Here is a 22,487-nt window from a genome sequence, read left to right as displayed (position 1 = left end):
AATGAGGCTAGTTGTAGCCTCATTTTTTCATGTACATAAAAATCTTTGTTATTTTCACAATAGTTCTTTATAGTATATATAAAGGATAACTAATATTGAATAAATATAACAAAAAAGCTTTATTTTACATAATAAGAGGATGTGTATACGATGTCATTACAGACTAAATATATAGCGGGTATTTCGCTTGGGGTTATGGGTGTCGGCTTTGCGGCTTCTATCCCTTTTCAAGGAACGGTAGCTGGAGAGATTATACAAGGTGGATTTGAAGCTGGATTGGTTGGGGGACTTGCGGATTGGTTTGCGGTTACTGCTTTATTCCGTCATCCGATGGGAATACCAATTCCGCATACAGCTTTGTTACCTAAAAACCGTAAACGGGTAACGAAAGGGCTCATTCATACGTTAGAAAATGAATGGCTAACGAAAGAAAGTATTACGAATAAAGTAAAAGAGATGCAGTTAGCACAAATGGTACTGCAAATTGCTGAGAGAGAAATGCAGTCTGATGCTGTGAAAAAGGGGATTGTAACGATTGCAGAGAAAGCAATTGTTACAATAGATACAGAAAAGTTAGCTGTTATTATTGAAAAAGAATTAAAAACATATTTACATACAATCAATACAAGTAATATTTTACAAGTGCTTGTTGATCAATTAGTTGTGCAAGAATATGATGAAAAGACACTTGATTACATATTAGTGAAGGTAAAAGATTGGACAGCGCAAGATGAAGCTCGTTACCAGCTCGGTAGCTTAGGTATGAAGGCGATGGAAAATATAAAAGTAGATGGATTCTTGCAGTTTACTTTGAAATCATTTATGAATATTGTAGATGAAGATAAAATTGGCGGTATTTTGCAGAAGTTTATCATTAGTAATATTAACAGCTTACAAGAGGCTGATAATAGCACAAGACAACTTATATTAGCGAAGATTCGTCAAGAAATTATCAATGTAAAAGAAAATGAAGCTTTATTACAGGAATTAGAAAATTGGAAAGAAAAGTGGATTGCGAATTGGAATGCTACTGACAAAATAAAAGAGATGTTAGAGCAAGTACAACAAAGAGCAGTTGCTTTTGTAAATAATGAAGAATTTGCTAATCAATATGTTATTCCATTTTTACAAAAACAAATGAATAAAATAAAAGAAGATGAACAGACAGTTCAAAAAATAGAAGATTGGTTACAAAAACAAGTTGTGAATCTTATTGAGAAGAACCATTCGAAAATTGGTAAGCTTGTACAAGAAAACCTTGATAAGTTAGACGATAAAACGTTAATCGAAATGATTGAAAATAATGTCGGTAAAGATTTGCAGTGGATCCGAGTGAACGGGGCGGTTTGCGGATTTATGATTGGATTAGTGTTAGAAGGAATTAAAGCGATTATATAAGAAAAACCTTCCGCAATTGCGGAAGGTTTTTCTTATTTTTCAATAACGCTCATATTTAAATTATAAGTTTTCTCAATATTTAACTTGTGCGTGCCATTTCCAGTTTTAATTGAATTTTTATACCAATGTTCTTGGTTGTTTAATTCTGGATGTTCTTCTGAAGAAGTATTTTCTTTTTTTGTTAAATCTTCTACTTGTTCCCAAGGTGTGCTTCCGTGTGTTTCTTTTTGATTCGTTACTGCTGTTAAAGAAACATCACTCTCTTTTGCAAGATGGACAGACACTCTTGAGCTTTCTTGTACAAACCAATTATTTTGTAATTGACCTGGATAAAGAGATAGTTCGTTATTTGAAGCACGGATTTCCACATTTTTATTTTGTGGAAGAACAAGCGTTGGTTTCACTTGTGGTGCTGAACTAAATAACGTATGTTGAACAGGTAATGATTTTAAATTGATATACATCGTTTCTCCAGCCGTTTGAACTGAAAGGAAATCATCTTGTTTTAAATTGAGTTTTTCATTTGCTTTCGTCGTCATTTCATAAGTTCCCAAAAGGTGAATTTGATTTGTATTATTTCCCTCTATCGTTAGAGGCTGATGCCCTGCATCTACTACAATTTTTTTGATAGATTCAGGTATATCAAATTGTCCGTCTGGAATATTACTCGTTTGTCTCGTTGTGTTAATAGAATGACGAAATTCTTCTAGTAATCCAGTTGATAATAAACAGTAAAAAGCAATTCCGACGCTTCCTAAAACGCCGATAAAGAAAATGCTGAAAATATCATATTTAATAAATGATTGTTCCTTCTTAGAAAATACAAGGTATAGTAAAACTTCAGCTCCAAGTATGATAAGTAAAACTGGCCACCATGCAGTTAGTGTATCTAATACTTGAATTCCTTTTACGACTGAAAATAGTAAAAAGCATCCTAACGATATAATAGAAAGCCCCATTGAGAATGTTCCAACACGCCAAGTCCTCATTCGCTTGCCCCACCTTTGTTTTCTTTATTTCCAAGTAACAATTTAAAGCCGCCGCCAATTAAAAGGAGCGCAACGATAGATGTTTGGAAATAGCGATAATATAGTTCACTAAGATGAATATTAAATATAGTTACAAAATAATCATTCAAAATAGGAAGGACTGTTTGATCTAATAAATAATAAACACCGAGTGTAATTAATCCGATACCAATCCATCTTTGATGATTTATAAAATAATCGATAATGGGTTCGTCTTGTACTCGTTCTTTTCCGTATTTTGCTGTTTGCTGTAAAGCATCAAAAAAGCTATAGAACCAAATGATTGGCACTAAAAATAAAAACGCAGAAAGTCTTAATAAGTCGAGTAAATAAATAGATAGTAAAAAGGCTGCCATAAGCTGAAGACCACGGCGTTGTAAGCCTAAATACATATGACCTGCTCCGGGGAACATCGCTAAAATAGAAGCAAATGTTTTATTTTTCTTTCCTTGCTCGCGGTGCTCTTCAAACTCTTCGAAAATAGTACGATCATCTAATTGCTCGCCACGTTCTTTTTTCTGGAGTTGCTGAACAACGTCAAAGAAATTGTAAATCCATAAAACAGGTAATGTAATAAGGAAGATAAGAAAACTTTCTTGCGATGTTAAAAGTGCAACGAAAATGATCATACTTCCGATTCCTGTGCAAGCTACTAAAAATGTAAGTCCGCGTTGCATAAGTCCTAATTGAAAATGGCCAAGTCCAGGGATGATGGATAAGAGAATGATATAAAATCGTTCGCTCTCTTTAGAGGATTCTATGAATTCTCCGGCAGCTTGTTTTTTCGATTGATTAATAATAGTGATAACTAAATCTAATAAATTGATTGCCCATAACACGACTAGTAAAAATAGAGAAAGAAAAGCAATATCACGGGCTCCTAATGCTATTGTACAAAATGCTGCAAAGATAAATAGAAATACAGCCCCTCCGCTATATAAAATAAACCGTCCAAATTTCTTTAAATATAAATGTCCAAGCCCAGGAATTAGCCCTAATACAAGTGCTAAAAAGGGATTTTTATTCATGCTTTGAACCTCCGTCCTTTTTCGATGTGTCTACCGATTTGTTTACAATTTGTTGTGAGATAGAAGACTCGTTATGTTTTGAAGATTTCTCTAAATTTGATGTCGCTGTAAAAATATACTGAAATAAACCACTTACCATAAAAATAATTGTAGCCGCAGTCGCAATTATGTAGTGAATGATCGTGCGCTTTAGTGAGGTTGTTTTTATATTTTCATTAGACTGTAGTGTTTCAAAATTAATTTGCGTCATAACTTCGTTCGTAAATGAATCATCATTTATCATTGGAAGGTTTTCATGTTGTTCATCAATACTTTCCATATAAAGTGCTAAACAATGATCACATTCATAAAGATGTTCTTCCATAGATTCACGTTCATTGCTTTCTATAAAATCTAATGTATAATTGCGCCAATCTTCTTTTGAATAATGCATCATAGAAACTCTTCCTCCTTCCAATGTTTTTTAATCCATTTTCTTGCCCGATACAGTTTCATTTCGACTGTTTTTACTTCAATGTTTTCCTGTAAAGCAATTTCTTGATAGCTTTTTTCTTCTAAGTAATGTGCGAGAACGACGTCACGGTAATTTTCAGGAAGTTCTCTCAGTTTTTGAGCAATGAGTAATTTCTGCTCTTTCGTCAATAATAAAGCCTCAATATTATGAGAGGACTGTATATTTTCCTCATTTTCTTTACATAAGGAGAGTTCTTCACTTTCTCGAGCTTTCTTCCTCTTATAATCAATAGCGTGATTGGTGGCGATACGTGCCATCCACGTTTTTAATCCGCGAAATTGATAATTTGGGAGAGAGGCGTGAATTTTTACGAATACTTCTTGTGTAACATCTTTCGCATCTTCTTCATGTCTTACAATAGAAAAGATAACTTGAAAAATATAATGACGATATGTTTGCACGAGGATACGAAAAGCATGTTCGCTTCCTTGTTGTGCTTTTTCAATTAATTGTTTTTCCTCAATGGGTCTCTCCCTCCTTTTTGACGCATTCTATTATATAGACGTAAAGAATGATAAGTCACCCTACACATTTTGTAAAAAAAGAATAATATATTTTTTGCAGAAGAGCTAGATGAAAAAAGTGTGAAAAAATGGTAAGCAGAAGTATATAATGAGCAAGTAGGAAATGTTATACGGAGAAAGGATGTGAATGTTAGTAGGAGGAAGGTCCATACTAACAAACATGAAAATTAAAATATTAATAGCAGACGATAATTCTTTTATTAGAGAAGGCATGAAAATTATTTTAAATACATATGAAGAGTTCGAAGTGGTAGATACAGTAAATGATGGAGAAGAAGCTGTAGCATATTGTAAAAAGCATGAAGTTGATATTGCTCTTTTGGATGTTCGTATGCCAAATATGAACGGTGTAGAGGCGACGAAGTTTATTTGTGAAGAGACGAAAACAAAACCGCTTATTTTAACGACGTTTGATGATGATGAATATATTTTGGATGCAGTAAAAAACGGAGCGAAAGGGTATTTATTAAAAAATAACGATCCGGAGCGTATTCGTGATGCAATAAAAGGGGTATATAATGGCCAAACTGTTATGCAAGATGTAGTTCTCGATAAAATTAAGTCCAATTTAATGGAAAGTAAAGAGGAAGAATGTAAAATAGATAAAAGTCTTTTTACTGAAAGAGAGCTTAGTATTATCGCATTAATTGCAAAAGGTTTCTCAAATAAAGAAATTTCGAAACAGCTTTTTATATCTGAAGGAACAATCGCAAATTATATTACATCAGTTTTAGGGAAAACGGGACTTGAACATCGCACACAAATTGCGATTTACTACTTAACAGGGAAAGTAGATTAATGATATGGAATTTTGGTTAACTGTAAGTAAATTAATTGTCTTTATATATATTGTGTTCAGTTACATACATTCAAATGTTACGAACTTACCATGGGTTATATTTGCTTTGCTTTTATATCTTTCTGTAAACGTGCTAATCTCTATATTAAAAAAAGATACGTACAAAAAAATATTGATTTGTATTTCAATTAGTGTAGTTATGTTATTAACATGGAGGGTTCATCCGTTTTTTATTTTGTTTTTACCTTTGAATTTATACGAAATTACATTCCATTACATAGACAAGAATTGGTCACGCTTTGTTATTATGATGCTTCCAATTACAATTACAGATGAAAGCATTCGAATGACTTATGGATTAATTGTTGCATTTTCTTTTCTCGTTTTAACTATGGCAGATCGATATATATCACGTGTAGTAAAGCTTGAATCGCAAAATGATAAGATGCGAAAAGATATGCAACGACTTACGAAAAACTTACATGAAAATAAAGAGTACATAAGACAATCAGAATACACATTTAAGCTAGAAGAGAGAAATCGGTTATCACAAGAAATTCATGATAAAATTGGTCACTCGATGACAGGTGCATTAATTCAAATGGAAGCTGCAAAGAGATTAATGGGGATAGATAAAGAAAAATCTGCGGAGTTATTACAAAATGCAATTCATATTTCAAAAGATGGAATTGAAAGTATTCGCATTACATTAAAAAATATGAAGCCACCAACTGAGCAAATTGGCATTCACCGTATGAAATTATTCATAGAGGAGTTTGCTAGTAAGCATGATGTAAACATTCCTTTCGTATATAAGGGAAACTTAGATATGATTTCTCCCATTCAGTGGAAAATTATTGGTGAAAATGTTACCGAGGCACTAACAAATGCGATGAAATATGCTGATGCGACAGTTATTTCTATAGATATTCATGTACTTAATAAGATGGTTAAGGTGCAAGTGAAGGATAACGGAAAAGGCGCAGCTCTTGTTAAGAAAGGTCTCGGTATTATGGGGATGGAGGAGCGAACAGCGTCTGTAAATGGGAAAATTATTGTAGATGGAACAAGTGGTTTTTCAGTGACGATGTTGTTGCCGATATAAGAGAATGGGACGAAGATGAACCATCTCATATGAAAAAAGTGAATAATCTCATGTGAAAAGAATGAACTTCTGCACTGAGCAGGTTCATTTTTTTTGTTTATACTAAAAGCAGAGAAACCGAAATAGGGGTGAAATGATGAATACATTAGAAATTAAAAATTTAACGAAAAAATTTGGTGATTTCATCGCGGTAGATAATATGTCTTTATCTATTAAAGAAGGAGAGATATTTGGCTTTTTAGGATCAAATGGTGCTGGTAAAAGTACAACGATAAATATGATTGCTGGGTTGTTAAGAAGTAATGAAGGTGAAATTAGCATATTAGGAAAAAATATAAAAAAACATAATCGATTTGCGAAGATGAATATCGGTATCGTTCCGCAAGATATTGCGATTTATGAAGAGTTAACTGCCTATGAAAATGTGAAATTCTTTGCTGGATTGTACGGTTTAAGAGGAGCAGAGCTAAAAGCAAGAGTAGAGGAAGCGCTTCAGTTTGTGGGGCTTAGTGATAAACATAAAAGTTATCCGAAAAACTTTTCTGGCGGGATGAAACGAAGATTGAATATCGCTTGTGCGATCGCTCATAGACCGAAGTTAATTATTATGGATGAGCCGACAGTGGGAATTGATCCACAGTCAAGAAACTATATTCTCCAGTCTGTTCGAAAATTAAATGAAATGGGAAGTACCATTATTTACACGAGCCACTACATGGAAGAAGTAGAAGAGATTTGTACGAAAATAGCAATTGTAGATCACGGTAAAGTAATTGCAGAAGGTACGAAAGAACAGTTAAAAGCGATTATTACTGATACGAAAGATATTTGGGTTGAAGTGAAGTCAGTAGAAAATTTAGATGTAAAAAAGTTAAAAGAGATAAACGGTGTGAAAGCTGTTCAAATTGAAGAGAACGTAATTAAAGTAAACTCGGATGCAGGAGTAAACAATTTAAATAAAATTATTCAGCACTTCATTAATCATGATATTGAAATTCGTTCGGTAGAGGAGCAGGCCCCGAACTTAGAAACAGTATTCCTTACGTTGACTGGAAGAAACTTACGAGATAAATAAAAGGTAAATGAAGAAAAGGTAAAGGGAGGTTCATCAATTGAACATCTTCAATATTGCAGTTATGCATATTAAAAGAGATTTCAGAGACGTAAGAACTTTAGTTTTTATGTTAGCATTTCCGGTTGTACTTATGCTTGTGTTAGGAACAGCGTTAACGAATGCATTTGATAGCGATAGTCAAGCGATTAAAGATATACAAGTGCTCTACAAAGATGAAGCGAGTAGCACATTTTCTCAATCGTTCGAAGCATTTACGAAAGAAGTCGATAAATCGGGTATTCATTTTAAAAAAGCTTCCGAAGGTATAGATGGGAAAGAAGAAGTGAAGCAAAATAAATATGCTGCTTATGTAGAGTTAAATAAAGATGGTGCAAAATTTTATGGAAGTGACAAAAGTAGTGTTGAGGGAAGTATTGTGGAAGGCATGCTTACAACATTTGTTGATAAGTACAATGTAGCGGCCGAAGTTGCAAAAGTAGATCCTAGTAAGGTGAGCACAGTTTTTTCAAGCGGAAATCATAATGATTATATAAAAGAAACATCTTTACAAGCTGCGAAAAAACCAGGTTCTATGGATTACTACGCGGTTGTAATGACAACGATGATTGCACTATATGCTGCGATGGGAGCGAGTTCTTTAATTCGAGGAGAACGAATACGTAAAACAGGAGATCGTCTCATTGCTGCACCTATAAGTAAGGCTGAAATATTCATTGGAAAAGTACTTGGTAGCCTAGTAGCAAATGCTCTGTGCATATTACTCGTCATGTTATTTAGTAAATTTGTTTTTCAAGCGAATTGGGGCGACCATCTTGGAATCATATTTCTTATTTTATTAACACAAATTTTTCTAGCAATTAGCTTCGGTTTAGGAATTGGATATATTACAAAAACACCGGAATCATCTAGAGCAATTATTATGGTTATTGTGCAATTATCCTCTATTTTTGGTGGTGCATATTTCGTAATAGAAGAAAATTTCGTTACGAATTTATCACCATTAACGTGGGCAAACACAGCTGTTATGAAAATTATTTATGCAAATGATGTAGGAGCAGCACTACCGGTAATATGTTTAAACCTTGGCATTTCAGCACTCTTTTTATTAATTGCAATTATTGCATTACGTAGACGGGAGGGGCTATAGTATGAAAGATATTTTATGGCTCATACAAAAAACGTTATCTGTACTTTTGAAAAATAAAAAAGGGTTATTCATTATTATTAGTTTGCCGATAATTGGAACACTAATCTCCTTCTCGATGTATGGGAATATGGGGCAAGGGACGTTAAATATCGGGGTTATTAATAAAGAAAATCAATCTATAGCAAATGATACGGTGAAATTTTTAGAAGGATTAAATCATGTAAAGGTAAGTAAAATTAAAGAATCTGAAGTAGAAGATAAACTCACTTTCAAAAAACTTGATGGAGTTATTACATTAGATTCTGGTTTTTCAAAAAGTGTTCGAGAAGGGAAACCAAATCATATTGAAATTTCATCGATTAAAGGTGATCAAGTAACAGGATTTATAAAATCATATTTATACAATTATATTGATAATGTAGCAGCTATTAGTAAAGTAGCAGGAACAGATCAAAGTGCATTTGATACTATGTACGCAGGATATCAAAAAGGTTCATTTAAAATGAAAACTGAGACGCTAGAAGATACTTCGAAAAATAAAGATATGACAAACCAAACGATGGGTTACCTTATTATGTTTATGCTATTTTCAGCAGCGAACTTATCAGGTTATATTTTAAAAGAAAAAGAAAATAGAACGTATTTTAGACTCTTATCAACGCCGATAGATGGGAAGAAATTCATATTATCTAATGTCGGGGTAAATATGCTGCTATTAACAGTACAAATTCTGATTACAATCTTATTCCTAACGAATATTTTTCATATAAATATCAATATGCCTTTCATAGTGATGATTGGTGTACTCATGCTATTTGCTTTAATAGCGATTGGAATATCGTTAGTCCTTGTCGCTTTTTCGAAAAACTCAGCATCAGCAAATGCACTGCAAAATATGATTATTGTACCGACATGTTTACTGGCTGGATGTTATTTTCCTTATGACATTATGCCAAAAGCGGTACAAAAAGTAGCTGATTTTCTTCCGCAGAGATGGCTATTAGACACAGTATCAAAGCTACAACAAGGAATTCCAATTTCAGATTTGTATTTAAATATTTTAATCTTATTTGCCTTTGCAGTAGCATTCTTCTTAATTGCTATTTATAAGTTTGGAAGAAATAATGATGCGAGAAACTTTGTTTAATATGAAAAGGGTGTGACGTTAAGTCGCATCCTTTTTTGTATGAAGCATGAAATCTAAATTTGAATGACAAAATAGAAAGGTGGAAAGAAAATGAGCGGAAGGAAATCAAAATGATTAAAAAAATATTGCGAGTTACTTCTATTGTAATTACTATTTTCGTTTTTGTTTTAATTTGGATGCATATTGACGTTACGCTCGGAAGAAAAATGGAAGTCGGGAAAAATATGCCGACAGAGTACGCTCCTCATTATAGTGATTTTCAATTATATGTAGAAGGAAAGTCATTTTATAAACAGTTATTTACTGATATAAGAGAGGCGAAGCAATCTATTTACACGTACTTTTTCATTTTGTCGGATGATAAAAGTAGCCATACTTTTTTAAACTTATTAAAAGAGAAGGCGAGAGAAGGAGTAAACGTATATTTATCTGTCGATTTACTTAACGATTTATCATTTGAAAGAAAGGTGAAAAAAGAATTACAGGAAAGTGGCGTGCATTTTACATATAGTAGAAAACAGGAATTACCATTCGGGTTTTATTCCCTACATCATCGTAATCATCGCCGTATTACGACGATTGATGGAGAAATTGGCTATACAGGCGGATTTAATATAGGAGATGAGTACTTGGGGAAAGATAAGCGATTTGGATATTGGCGTGATTATCATGTACGGCTTAAAGGAGAAGGAGCAAAAGATTTAGAGGAGCAATTCGCTTTAGATTGGAAGCGAGATACGAAAGAAGATATAAAGAGAAGTACGAATAAGGCTAGCAAAGGGAATACATTACATACTATGACTAGTTACAATGGCCATTACGTTGCTGAGAAATATATAGAGCTCATAAAACAAGCTCAGCACTCAATTGTAATTGCAACGCCGTATTTTATAGCGAAAAATAAAGAATCTATGAATGCTTTAATCGCGGCGCAAAAGCGTGGTGTTACAGTAAAAATACTTTGGTCATATAAACCAGATCTACCTCTTATAAAAGAAGCGGCGTATCCATACATACGTCAGGCTGTTAATAATGGGATTACTGTATATGGGTATAAAAAAGGAATGTTTCATGGAAAGTTAATGCTGATTGATAATGAGTTAACTGTTATAGGTACAACAAACTTTACTTCGCGTAGCTTCAATATAAATGATGAAATGAATTTTTATATTTATGGTGGTCCTATTGTAGAACAAGTTAATAAGGCGTTAACAGAGGATTTTCATGATTCGAAAGAAATGACGAAAGAGTTTTTTGAAAAGTTATCTTTTTGGGAGCGTTGTAAGGAGAAAGTAGCGGGATTGGTTGACTTCTATTTGTGATGATGAATTAGGAAAGGGTGCCTACAAAAGACACCCTTTTTTGGTGGGAAATCATTATTTTTCATGCACCAGCAATGAAGCATCATCATTAATCAACGTCCCTACATGCTCCCCTAAACAAATTCGTTTCATCACTCCAGGCTCATCAAAGTTAAAGACATGTGCTGGTAAATTGTAGTCTCGGGCAAGCAGTAATGCTGCTTGATCCATGACTTGTATATTTTGTCTAACAACATCATTATAGTTTAGTTTGCTGTACATTTTTGCTGATTTGTTATGCTTTGGATCACTTGTAAAAACGCCGTCGACACCTTGTTTTGCGACTAATATGGCATCACTATTCATTTCAATAGCTCTTTGTACGCTTGGATAATCTGTCGTCACGAACGGTTGCCCGTTTCCGCCTCCAAAGATAACGATATAACCGTTATCTAAATGGTGGACTGCACGCAAACGAATGTATGGTTCAGCTACTGCATTAAATGGAATGGAAGTCATAACGCGCACTTCTCTATTTGTTTTACTTGTTAAAACACCGCGAAGCATTAAGCTGTTAATAATTGTACCTAACGTACCGATATTATCAGCTTCTACGCGATCAATTCCCCATTCTTCAGCTAGATGACCTCTAAAAATGTTACCGCCACCGATGACGATGGATACTTCGATACCTAAATCAACAATGGATAAAATTTCGTTTGCGATATGTTCTAATCGTTTGGAGTTAAAGCTATTTCCAGTTTGATCGGCAAGTGCACCGCCGCTTAATTTAATTAAGACACGTTTATATGGTCTCATAACTATTCCCCCTATATAGATCGCAATAAAAAAGGAACAAAGGCGAATGCCTTTGTTCCTTTTTAAGAAAATGAAAAAGAAAAGAAGAAGATAGGACGAATTTCTTTGTATAGTTTCTCATAACATCCACTCCTTTTCATTTCGATTTTTTTTAAGTATATATCTTTTTGATTATACGAAACAATCTGATTACTTATCAAGTTTATTTTATCGTTTTTTAACAAAATGGTGTCAATGAAAAAAAGAAGAAAAATATTTGAATTTTTTGTGACGAACTTGTAGGTTTTTGTATGATTTTGTAGGTTCGCTTATAAGATGTGTAAGTAGCTTTTATAAATTCAAATTGAAAGCGTTCGCATGAAGGGGATGAACATAAATGAAAAAATTCGGATTGGCAACACAAATTTTTGTAGCGCTTGTTTTAGGGATTGTAGTAGGGGCAGTCTTTTATGGCAATAAAACGGCGATTTCTTATATCACACCAATTGGAGATATATTTATTCACTTAATTAAGATGATTGTAGTACCAATTGTTATTTCAGCATTAATTGTTGCAGTAGCTGGTGTAGGAGATATGAAAAAGCTTGGGAAACTGGGCGGTAAGACAATTCTTTATTTCGAAATTATTACGACAATTGCTATTTTAATGGGATTACTTGCAGCGAATATATTCCAACCAGGTACTGGTGTTGATATGAGTAATTTACAGCAAAGTGATATTTCTTCTTATAAACAAACTGCAGATGCAACCGAGAAGAAAGGTTTTGCTGAGACAATTGTTCACATTGTACCGAAAAACGTATTTGAATCGATTGCACAAGGTGACCTATTACCGATTATATTCTTCTCAGTATTATTCGGCTTAGGAGTTGCGGCAATTGGGGAAAAAGGAAAGCCTGTCTTTAACTTTTTTGAAGGCGTACTCGAAGCCATGTTTTGGGTTACAAATCAAGTGATGAAATTTGCACCATTTGGTGTATTCGCATTAATTGCCGTTACGGTTGCAAAATTTGGTGTAGCGACATTACTTCCGCTAGGAAAACTAGTGCTAGCTGTATACGTAACTGTTATACTATTCGTTGTGATTGTATTAGGTATTAATGCACGAATGGTTGGCGTAAACATTTTTACATTAATGAAAATTTTAAAAGAAGAACTGATTCTTTCGTTTACGACAGCAAGTTCAGAAGCTGTTTTACCTAATATAATGAGAAAAATGGAAGAGTTCGGTTGTCCAAAGGCAGTTGCCTCTTTCGTAATTCCGACAGGTTATACATTTAACTTGACTGGATCGGCTATTTATCAAGCGTTAGCGGCATTGTTTGTTGCACAAATGTACGGTGTGCACATGTCATTAACGGAGCAAATAACGTTATTATTCGTTCTCATGTTAACATCCAAAGGTATGGCGGGAGTTCCAGGTGCATCGTTCGTTGTTGTATTAGCAACGTTAGGTTCAATGGGGTTACCACTAGAAGGTATCGCGTTAATTGCGGGAATTGACCGCATTTTAGATATGATTCGCTCATCTGTCAATGTATTAGGAAATGCATTAGCGGCCATTGTTATGTCGAAGTGGGAAGGCGAATTCGATAATGAGAAAGCAAAACAATATGTAGAAACAGTCAAAGAAACAAAAGCAGCATAAGAAATCGTTAAGGAGTGAATAATCATGGCAACATTAACTGAAGTTAAAAATGGTGTTCGAATTGAAAAAGATTTTTTAGGTGAAAAAGAAGTGCCAAACTATGCATACTACGGCGTACAAACAATGCGTGCAGTAGAAAACTTCCCAATTACAGGATACAAAATCCATGAAGGCTTAATTAAAGCATTCGCAATTGTAAAAAAGGCTGCAGCGCTTGCTAATACAGATGTAGGAAGATTGGAATTGAACAAGGGCGGCGCGATCGCAGAAGCCGCTCAAGAAATTCTTGATGGAAAATGGCATGATCATTTCATCGTAGATCCAATCCAAGGCGGAGCAGGTACTTCAATGAATATGAATGCAAATGAAGTCATGGCCAATCGTGCTCTTGAATTATTAGGAATGGAAAAGGGAGACTATCATTATATTAGTCCAAATAGTCATGTAAACATGGCGCAATCAACAAACGATGCATTCCCAACGGCGATTCATATTGCAACATTAAATGCATTAGAAGGCTTATTACAAACGATGGGTTATATGCACGATGTATTTGAATTAAAAGCAGAGCAGTTCGATCATGTTATTAAAATGGGTCGTACACATTTACAAGACGCTGTGCCAATTCGTCTTGGACAAGAATTTAAAGCGTATTCTCGCGTACTTGAACGTGATATGAAACGTATCAAGCAATCACGTCAACATCTATATGAAGTAAATATGGGAGCAACTGCAGTTGGTACAGGCTTAAATGCAGATCCAGAATATATTGAAGCAGTTGTAAAACATTTAGCTACAATTAGTGAACTGCCACTTGTTGGTGCAGAAGACTTAGTAGATGCAACGCAAAATACGGATGCATACACAGAAGTATCAGCAGCACTGAAAGTATGTATGATGAATATGTCTAAAATTGCGAATGACCTTCGCTTAATGGCATCAGGTCCACGTGTTGGCTTAGCGGAAATTATGTTGCCTGCTCGTCAACCAGGTTCATCTATTATGCCAGGGAAAGTAAACCCTGTTATGCCAGAAGTAATTAATCAAATTGCGTTCCAAGTAATTGGTAACGACCATACAATTTGCCTTGCTTCAGAAGCAGGACAGTTAGAATTAAACGTTATGGAACCAGTACTTGTTTTCAACTTACTTCAATCTATTAGCATTATGAATAACGGTTTCCGTGCCTTTACAGATAATTGCTTAAAAGGAATTGAAGCGAATGAAGATCGCTTAAAAGAGTATGTTGAGAAGAGTGTAGGAATTATTACAGCCGTGAACCCTCATATCGGTTATGAAGCAGCAGCTCGCGTTGCGAAAGAAGCAATTGCAACAGGTCAATCCGTTCGAGAACTTTGTGTGAAAAACGGTGTACTGTCACAAGAAGACTTAGAGTTAATTCTAGATCCATTCGAAATGACGCACCCAGGGATTGCAGGAGCAACTCTTTTAAAGAAAAATTAAAAGAAGAGGGGGGACAATCCCCTCTTTTTTGTTTACAATATAGAAATGCTATATATGAATAGAGGTAGGGATGTTATGAGTAAGTTTACAGTAGCTTCTAATGGTTCATTAGAAACGACATTAAGAGGAGTAGAAGTATTATCGACACCACTTTTAAATAAAGGGGTCGCTTTCACGCAAGAAGAGAGAGAAGAATTAGGTTTAAAAGGGTTATTACCGCCAGCAGTTTTAACATTAGAAGAACAAGCACGCCGAGCATATGAACAATTCTGTTCTCAGCCGGATGATTTATTAAAGAACGTATATTTAACAGCGTTACATGATCGAAATGAAGTATTATTTTATCGTATATTAACAAATCACTTACGTGAAATGTTACCAATTGTATATACACCAACAGTCGGTGTAGCAATTCAAAGGTATAGTCATGAATACCGTAAACCGCGTGGTGTGTATTTATCAATTAACGATCCGTCGGGTATCGAAGAAGCATTCGCCAATATCGGTGCAACAGCTGAAAACATTGATTTAGTCGTTGTAACAGATGGAGAAGGCATACTTGGAATTGGTGACTGGGGTGTTGGTGGTATAAACATCGCAATCGGGAAATTAGCTGTTTATACGGCCGCAGTTGGTATCGATCCTAGCCGTGTATTACCGGTAATTTTAGATGTGGGTACAAATCGTGAGGAACTATTAAACAATCCATTTTATATTGGAAATCGTCACCCTCGTATAACTGGTGAAGCTTACGATGAATTTATTGATACATTTGTACAAGCAGTGAATAAACAATTCCCGAAAGCACTTTTACATTGGGAAGACTTTAGTTCTCGAAATGCACGAAAAATTTTAGATAAATATCGTCATGATATTTGTACATTTAATGATGATATTCAAGGTACAGGTGCAGTTTCACTTGCTGCTGTGTTATCGGCAGTGAAAGCTTCTGGTGTACCATTAAGTGAACACCGCGTTGTTGTATTTGGTGCTGGTACGGCTGGAATCGGTATCGCAGATCAAGTTAGAGATGCGATGGTCCGCGTAGGCGTATCTGAAGAAGAATCATATAAGCGTTTCTGGTGTATTGATCGTAACGGATTAGTTACAGATAATATGGAAGACCTTCTTGATTTCCAAATTCCGTACGCAAGAAAAGAAGCGGAAGTAAGTGAGTGGAAGCAAAATGATATGATCGGACTTGCTGAAGTTGTGAAACATGTAAAACCGACAATTTTAATTGGTACATCTACTGTTGCGGGCGCATTTAAAGAGGAAATTATTAAAGAAATGGCTTCTCACGTAGAAAGACCAATCATTTTACCAATGTCGAATCCAACACCGCTTGCTGAAGCAAAGCCAGCAGATGTAATCGAGTGGACAGAAGGAAGAGCATTAGTTGCAACAGGAAGTCCATTTGAACCAGTTACATATAACGGTGTAACGTATGTGATTGGACAATCAAATAATGCACTTATTTTCCCAGGGCTTGGTCTTGGAACAATTGTAGTACGTGCAAGCGTTATGACGGATGGAATGTTCGCAGCAGCTGCTGAAGCAGTTGCAAGTATGGTAGATACAAGTCAGCCAGGAGCACCTATTTTACCAGAGGTCGAAGAATTACGTAATATCTCAGAAATGGTTGCAATTGAAGTAGCTAAAGTTGCAGTTGCAGAAGGTGTTGCAAGAGTGAACTTAAGTGATAACGATATTAAGATGGCAGTGAAAGAAGCAATATGGGAGCCGGAGTACCGCCAAATAAAAGCGGTAGAAAAGGTTAGAATATAGAAAAAAAGCCCGTTTATAACAATAAGCGGGCTTTCGCTTTACTACTGAAAAAAAGTATAGGAAGTGGCACCTTTGAATTGGAATCAATTATGGAAGAAAGATATGTCCCTTTTAATTATATTAATGGTCGTTGTTCCTATTGCTGGGGAGCTGAACTTTCATCCCTTTAATGATACGTTTCGAGTTAGCTTCGGTACACCGCTATTTTTCTTTTTATTATTATTTTTAAGAAGAGTACCAGCAGGAGTTGCAGGTATTCTTGTTGGTATATCTGTAGTCTTATTCCGAGTATGTCTTGACTGGATCATGCAAGGTTCATTTCATATGACAGAATCATTTTATTTGCGTTATCCTGTGTTCTTCTATTATTTTATTTATGGCAGTCTTTTTTCGCTTTGCAGGGTAAATAAGTTCCATCAGAAACCAATCATTATTGGATGCCTTGGCATTTCAATTGAAATTGTTGCAAGTATGTCAGAACTTGCGTTCTATCACATGTTAGTACTCGGTACAACAATAACGATTTCTGAAGTAAATAAACTTATTATTATTGCTATTTTTCGTAGTTTCTTTGCACTTGGTTTTTTAAATATGATGAATTTATATGAAACGAAATTAAAAGAATCGCAAGTTCGAAAAGAAAATGAAAACATGTTAATGCATCTTTCTAATTTATATGTGGAATCTGTTCATTTGAAAAAGACATTACAAAATGCAGAGTTAATTACACAAGAAGCATATCAACTATATCGAAATTTACAAGCGAACGATGATCCCAATAATAAAACAGCATTGAAAATAGCAGGAGAAGTGCACGAAATAAAAAAGGATAATCAAAGAATTTTTGCGGGATTATCTAAACTCTTATTAGATAAAAATGTAGCTGAGTATGTAGACGGACATGAGCTTACAGAAATGATTGTAAGAATAAATGAAAAGTACGCTGGAATGCTAGAGAAAGATATACGTTTTTCTAAATATATAGAAGGTGAACACGCTGCATATCACGTGTATACAGTGCTATCAATCTTTAATAACTTAGTTGCCAATGCAGTGGAAGCAATTGAAGATAGAGGTCTCATTCATATTGATTTATATAAACGAGAGCAACATGTAATATTTGAAGTAATTGACGATGGCCCTGGTATTGCACAAAAGTATAAAAAATTAGTATTTAAGCCCGGGTTTACTTCCAAGTATGATCAAACAGGAACACCGTCAACAGGCATTGGACTTTCTTACATACATGAAATGGTAACAGAGCTAGGCGGAGAAGTAAGATTAGAAGACAATGAAACCGGAAAAGGGTGTAAGTTTATCGTTTGTTTACCGGAGTGCAGTTTAAAGCGGGAAGGGGAATAGATTTGTTTTATTATATCGTAGACGATGATGAAGTTTTCCGTTCAATGCTGTCGCAAATTATTGAAGATGGAGATCTTGGAGAAGTAATTGGTGAGGCGGATGACGGAGCTTTTATTGAAGCGGATCAACTAAATTTTAAAAAAATAGATATTTTATTTATTGATTTGTTGATGCCGATGAGGGACGGAATTGAAACAGTTCGTCACATTGCGTCAACTTTCACGGGGAAAATTATTATGATTTCTCAAGTGGAATCGAAGCAGCTTATAGGTGAGGCATATACATTTGGTGTAGAATATTATATTACAAAACCATTAAATAAAATCGAAGTTGTATCTGTTGTACGCAAAGTGATAGAGCGTATTAGATTGGAGCGTTCTATACATGATATTCAAAAATCATTGAATAACGTGTTTCAGTGGGAAAAACCGCAATTGCGTACTGAACCAGTACAAGAAGGAAAAAAGATAGGGGATTTAGGGCGCTTTTTACTATCAGAACTCGGTATTGCGGGAGAGAATGGAAGTAAAGATTTACTTAGTATGCTGGAATATTTATATGGTCAAGAAAAGGCACAGACATTTGACTTTGGCTTTCCTGCGTTAAAAGAAATTTTTCATCATATTACGATAAGGAAATTAGGGGATATAGCTTTAGAGGCGGATATTGATAAAGAGAAAAAAGCGTCTGAACAAAGAGTACGTCGAGCTATTTATCAGTCGTTAAATCATTTGGCTTCTTTAGGACTAACAGACTTTTCAAATCCAAAATTTGAAAGCTATGCTCCAAAATTTTTCGATTTCACTGTAGTTAGAAAACGGATGACAGAAATGACGAAAGATGAACTTGCATCTTCTGGTCATACGCGAATTAATACAAAGAAGTTTATTCAAGTGTTGTATTTTGAGGCGAAGAGGTTGATGGAAATAGAGTGAAGAAGATGCTTATAAATAAGCATCTTTTTTGTTAAATCAACATTTTATATTTTCTCGTGGAGCATGTAAAATGTTAAGTAAGAGAAAATGGTTTTATATTAAGGAAGTGTCAAAGCGATGAGTTTCACATTGAATAAATCGATTATTAAAGAAGTGTGCGGAGAGACCTCATATAAAAGAGGTGAAGCCTATTATAAATCAAATAAAGTGATAATAAATCATTATGATAAAAATAAAGAAATTTGCGAGGCTACAGTAAAAGGGAACGAGGATTTCCATGTTACAGTAGAAAAAGCTAAAAAGGGTGATGTTGTTGCAAAATGTAGTTGTCCTTCATTATCGTCTTTTCAAACGTATTGTCAACATGTTGCAGCAGTATTAATACAAATAAACTATAATCAACAAACAGGTGGAATGAGCTCCACTAGTAACAGAAACGATCAATTGACAAGTGGTATGTTTCAGCTGTTTGCGGACAAACCACTGAGGCCAAAAAGTAAACAACACCGTTTTGATACACGCGAAATATTAGATGTTGAGTTTATATGTACACCAGTAGCTACGAGAAGTGGTGGAGCTCTACTTGGAATTCAATTGAAACTTGCCAAAGTGTATTTCATAAATCATATTAGAGAATTTCTTTCTAAGGTGGAGAAAAGAGAGTCTTTTCATTGTTCAAATGAATTTACATATACGCCAGATGTACATAGTTTTAAACAAGAAACGGATGCGATTATCCAGCAGCTCATTAAAATGTATCATAACGAAAAAATGTATGAGGATGCGCTAGAAGTACATGCGAAACAAGATGAAAGTATGATATTCATACCACCAGCTTCATGGAAAGATATGCTCTCTTCACTTTCTAAAGTTGAATATGTACAGCTGAAACAAAATGAACAACTGTTTCAGGGATTACAAGTTTCAAAAGGTTTGTTGCCGTTACACTTTGAATTTACAAAGGGAAATAATGGCGGATTTACACTTCATATAGATGGTCTAAATCGTGTACGAGTTATGGATATGTATAACAATGCACTTTACGATGGGAAATTATATCACTTACACATTGAAGATTGTATGCGACTTATTGAATTACAAAAGATGATAAGTCGCTCAAATAGTAATCAGTTTTATATTCCAGAAAGTAAGATGGAACATTTCGTCGGGAAAGTTGTACCAGGATTAATGAAGCTCGGAACTGTACACATTGATGAAGTAATATCGGATCGTGTTGAAACACCTTCGCTAAAAGCGAAATTGTATTTAGACCGCGTGAAAAATCGCTTATTAGCAGGTCTTGAATTTCACTATGGGAACGTCATGATTAATCCGCTAGAAGAGGATGGACAGCCGTCTGTTTTTAATCGTGATGAGAAAAAGGAAAAAGAGATTTTAGACATTATGAGTGAAAGTGCCTTTGCAAAAACAGAAGGCGGTTACTTTATGCATAATGAAGAAGCTGAGTATAACTTTTTATATCACGTCGTGCCAACATTAAAAGGTTTAGTTGATATTTATGCGACGACAGCAATTAAATTGCGAATTAGTAAAGGGGATGTAGTTCCTCTTATTAGAGTGAGAAGAAAAGAAAGAATTGATTGGTTGTCATTTCGTTTTGATATAAAAGGAATACCAGAAGCAGAAATTAAAGGTGTATTAGCGGCCCTTGAAGAGAAACGTAAATATTATCGATTGGCGAACGGTTCTTTTTTATCGCTAGAGAGTAAAGAGTTTAATGAAATTAATCAGTTTATAAAAGAATCAGGTATTCGGAAAGAATTTTTACATGGAGAAGAGGTAAATGTTCCGCTTATTCGGAGTGTAAAATGGATGAATGGACTTCATGAAGGCAATGTTTTAAGTGTGGATGATTCTGTTCAAGAGTTAGTAGAAAACATTCAAAATCCGAAAAAATTAAAGTTTGCTGTGCCAAATACTTTAAATGCAGAAATGAGAAAGTATCAAGTATATGGGTTCGAATGGATGAAAACACTTGCTTATTACCGTTTTGGCGGTATTTTGGCAGATGATATGGGACTTGGAAAAACGTTGCAAAGCATTGCTTTTATAGATTCTGTTTTGCCTGAGATTCGAGAAAAGAAGCTGCCTATATTAGTCGTTTCACCATCATCTCTTGTTTATAATTGGTTTAGTGAATTGAAAAAATTCGCCCCGCATATTAGAGCGGTTATTGCAGATGGAAACCAAGCAGAGCGCCGGAAGATTTTGAAAGATATAGCGGAATTTGATGTCATAATTACGTCATATCCATTACTGAGAAGAGATATAAGATTATATGCAAGACCATTTCATACACTATTTCTTGATGAAGCACAGGCGTTTAAAAACCCTACAACACAAACGGCAAGAGCTGTGAAAACAATTCAAGCTGAATACCGTTTCGGACTAACGGGGACACCTGTAGAAAATTCATTAGAAGAGCTATGGTCTATCTTCCATGTCGTTTTCCCGGAATTATTACCAGGAAGAAAAGAGTTCGGTGATTTAAGGCGTGAAGATATAGCGAAGCGAGTGAAACCATTCGTATTAAGACGGTTAAAAGGGGACGTATTAAATGAGTTGCCAGAGAAAATAGAGCACTTACAATCATCGGAGTTATTACCCGATCAAAAGAGTTTCTATGCTGCTTATTTAGCGAAGTTAAGGGAAGAAACGTTGAAGCATTTAGACAAAGACACGTTACGTAAAAATAAAATTAGAATTTTAGCTGGTTTAACGAGATTGCGACAAATTTGTTGTCATCCCGCTTTATTTGTTGATGATTACAAAGGAAGTTCAGCTAAATTTGAACAACTGTTAGAGATTCTAGAGGAATGTAGAAGTACAGGGAAGAGAATATTAATTTTTTCTCAATTTACGAAGATGCTTTCTATTATTGGTCGTGAGTTAAATCGACAAGCAATTCCATACTTTTATTTAGACGGGAGTACACCAGCGCAGGAACGTGTAGAGCTGTGCGATCGGTTTAACGAAGGAGAAGGAGAGCTATTTCTCATTTCTTTAAAAGCTGGTGGTACCGGACTTAATTTAACTGGTGCAGATACAGTAATATTATATGATTTATGGTGGAATCCAGCTGTTGAACAACAAGCGGCCGATAGAGCGTATCGAATGGGACAAAAAAATACAGTGCAAGTTATAAAGCTAGTAGCTCAGGGAACAATTGAGGAGAAAATGCATGAACTGCAAGAAAGTAAGAAAAATTTAATCGCTGAAGTGATTGAGCCGGGAGAAGAGAAATTGTCCTCAATCACAGAGGAAGAAATTCGAGATATTTTAATGATTTAATATAAAAAAGCTATGCCTTCAAATTGATGAGGGCATAGCTTTTTTGTTGTAATAATTATATTTTGTTTTGTACAAAGTAAAGAAATCAAATGT

At 34.8% G+C, this 22,487-nt stretch carries 18 protein-coding genes; 13 read left to right on the top strand and 5 right to left on the bottom strand.

Annotated features, from left to right (window positions below):
• Positions 1-150: 150 nt before the first annotated feature.
• Positions 151-1,398 (top strand): DUF445 domain-containing protein, encoded by a 1,248-nt coding sequence (locus tag CN409_RS17080; RefSeq protein WP_000058309.1) that lies wholly within the window; start codon positions 151-153, stop codon positions 1,396-1,398.
• Between the two features lie 32 nt (positions 1,399-1,430).
• Here CN409_RS17080 and exsE read toward each other — a convergent pair whose 3' ends face one another.
• From exsE to CN409_RS17060, 4 genes are read right to left on the bottom strand one after another with little or no spacing between them, the layout of a single operon-like run.
• A complete protein-coding gene (gene exsE / locus CN409_RS17075) occupies positions 1,431-2,387 on the bottom strand; it encodes an exosporium protein ExsE (protein WP_001261433.1) in 957 nt (318 codons plus the stop codon).
• On the bottom strand, positions 2,384-3,454 hold the full coding sequence (locus CN409_RS17070) for a hypothetical protein (RefSeq protein ID WP_097981811.1): 1,071 nt from the start codon (positions 3,452-3,454) through the stop codon (positions 2,384-2,386). The genes exsE and CN409_RS17070 overlap by 4 nt, the downstream gene beginning before the upstream one ends.
• Positions 3,447-3,890 (bottom strand): hypothetical protein, encoded by a 444-nt coding sequence (locus CN409_RS17065; protein WP_000972351.1) that lies wholly within the window; start codon positions 3,888-3,890, stop codon positions 3,447-3,449. Before CN409_RS17065 ends, CN409_RS17070 begins: the two co-directional genes overlap by 8 nt.
• Positions 3,887-4,369, bottom strand: coding sequence for an RNA polymerase sigma factor (locus tag CN409_RS17060; protein WP_240518641.1), 483 nt, complete (start codon positions 4,367-4,369; stop codon positions 3,887-3,889). Before CN409_RS17060 ends, CN409_RS17065 begins: the two co-directional genes overlap by 4 nt.
• Before the next feature lie 283 nt (positions 4,370-4,652).
• Between CN409_RS17060 and CN409_RS17050 the strand changes: the two genes are divergently transcribed.
• The 6 genes from CN409_RS17050 to CN409_RS17025 all read left to right on the top strand — a co-directional run bounded on the left by CN409_RS17050 (position 4,653) and on the right by CN409_RS17025 (position 11,087).
• Positions 4,653-5,291, top strand: coding sequence for a response regulator transcription factor (locus tag CN409_RS17050; protein WP_000694093.1), 639 nt, complete (start codon positions 4,653-4,655; stop codon positions 5,289-5,291).
• 4 nt (positions 5,292-5,295) lie between these two features.
• Positions 5,296-6,396: a sensor histidine kinase gene (locus CN409_RS17045; protein ID WP_016077885.1), complete on the top strand. Its 1,101-nt coding sequence runs from the start codon at positions 5,296-5,298 to the stop codon at positions 6,394-6,396.
• Between the two features lie 136 nt (positions 6,397-6,532).
• The gene (locus tag CN409_RS17040) at positions 6,533-7,471 is read left to right on the top strand and encodes an ABC transporter ATP-binding protein (protein ID WP_001093814.1); all 939 of its coding nucleotides are present in this window, start codon (positions 6,533-6,535) and stop codon (positions 7,469-7,471) included.
• 37 nt (positions 7,472-7,508) lie between these two features.
• Positions 7,509-8,618: an ABC transporter permease gene (locus CN409_RS17035; RefSeq protein ID WP_001020189.1), complete on the top strand. Its 1,110-nt coding sequence runs from the start codon at positions 7,509-7,511 to the stop codon at positions 8,616-8,618.
• Position 8,619: 1 nt separating this feature from the next.
• Positions 8,620-9,765: an ABC transporter permease gene (locus CN409_RS17030; RefSeq protein ID WP_097981808.1), complete on the top strand. Its 1,146-nt coding sequence runs from the start codon at positions 8,620-8,622 to the stop codon at positions 9,763-9,765.
• 110 nt (positions 9,766-9,875) lie between these two features.
• Positions 9,876-11,087: a phospholipase D-like domain-containing protein gene (locus CN409_RS17025; RefSeq protein WP_000591942.1), complete on the top strand. Its 1,212-nt coding sequence runs from the start codon at positions 9,876-9,878 to the stop codon at positions 11,085-11,087.
• A 54-nt stretch (positions 11,088-11,141) separates the two neighbouring features.
• Here the strand turns inward: CN409_RS17025 and pyrH are convergent, their stop codons facing one another.
• Positions 11,142-11,885 (bottom strand): UMP kinase, encoded by a 744-nt coding sequence (pyrH, locus tag CN409_RS17020; RefSeq protein ID WP_001248060.1) that lies wholly within the window; start codon positions 11,883-11,885, stop codon positions 11,142-11,144.
• A 376-nt stretch (positions 11,886-12,261) separates the two neighbouring features.
• Here pyrH and CN409_RS17015 point away from each other — a divergent pair, with 376 nt between their 5' ends.
• From CN409_RS17015 to CN409_RS16990, 6 genes are all read left to right on the top strand, one after another.
• On the top strand, positions 12,262-13,533 hold the full coding sequence (locus tag CN409_RS17015; protein ID WP_000713293.1) for a cation:dicarboxylate symporter family transporter: 1,272 nt from the start codon (positions 12,262-12,264) through the stop codon (positions 13,531-13,533).
• A gap of 24 nt (positions 13,534-13,557) precedes the next feature.
• Positions 13,558-14,997 carry an aspartate ammonia-lyase gene (aspA, locus tag CN409_RS17010; protein WP_000224183.1) on the top strand — a complete coding sequence of 480 codons (1,440 nt, stop codon included), beginning with the start codon at positions 13,558-13,560 and terminating at the stop codon, positions 14,995-14,997.
• 75 nt (positions 14,998-15,072) lie between these two features.
• Positions 15,073-16,785, top strand: coding sequence for an oxaloacetate-decarboxylating malate dehydrogenase (malS, locus tag CN409_RS17005; RefSeq protein WP_000033289.1), 1,713 nt, complete (start codon positions 15,073-15,075; stop codon positions 16,783-16,785).
• Positions 16,786-16,848: 63 nt separating this feature from the next.
• Entirely contained in the window at positions 16,849-18,147 is a 1,299-nt protein-coding gene (locus CN409_RS17000; RefSeq protein ID WP_003256022.1) for a sensor histidine kinase, read from the top strand.
• Between the two features lie 2 nt (positions 18,148-18,149).
• Positions 18,150-19,082, top strand: a complete 933-nt coding sequence (locus CN409_RS16995) for a response regulator (protein ID WP_000500296.1) — start codon at positions 18,150-18,152, stop codon at positions 19,080-19,082.
• A gap of 117 nt (positions 19,083-19,199) precedes the next feature.
• The gene (locus CN409_RS16990) at positions 19,200-22,394 is read left to right on the top strand and encodes a DEAD/DEAH box helicase (protein WP_000011068.1); all 3,195 of its coding nucleotides are present in this window, start codon (positions 19,200-19,202) and stop codon (positions 22,392-22,394) included.
• Positions 22,395-22,487: the final 93 nt, after the last annotated feature.

The organism is Bacillus sp. AFS012607, assembly GCF_002558005.1.
Classification (GTDB): domain Bacteria; phylum Bacillota; class Bacilli; order Bacillales; family Bacillaceae_G; genus Bacillus_A; species Bacillus_A thuringiensis_S.
This window is presented reverse-complemented; position numbering and strand designations above follow the sequence as displayed.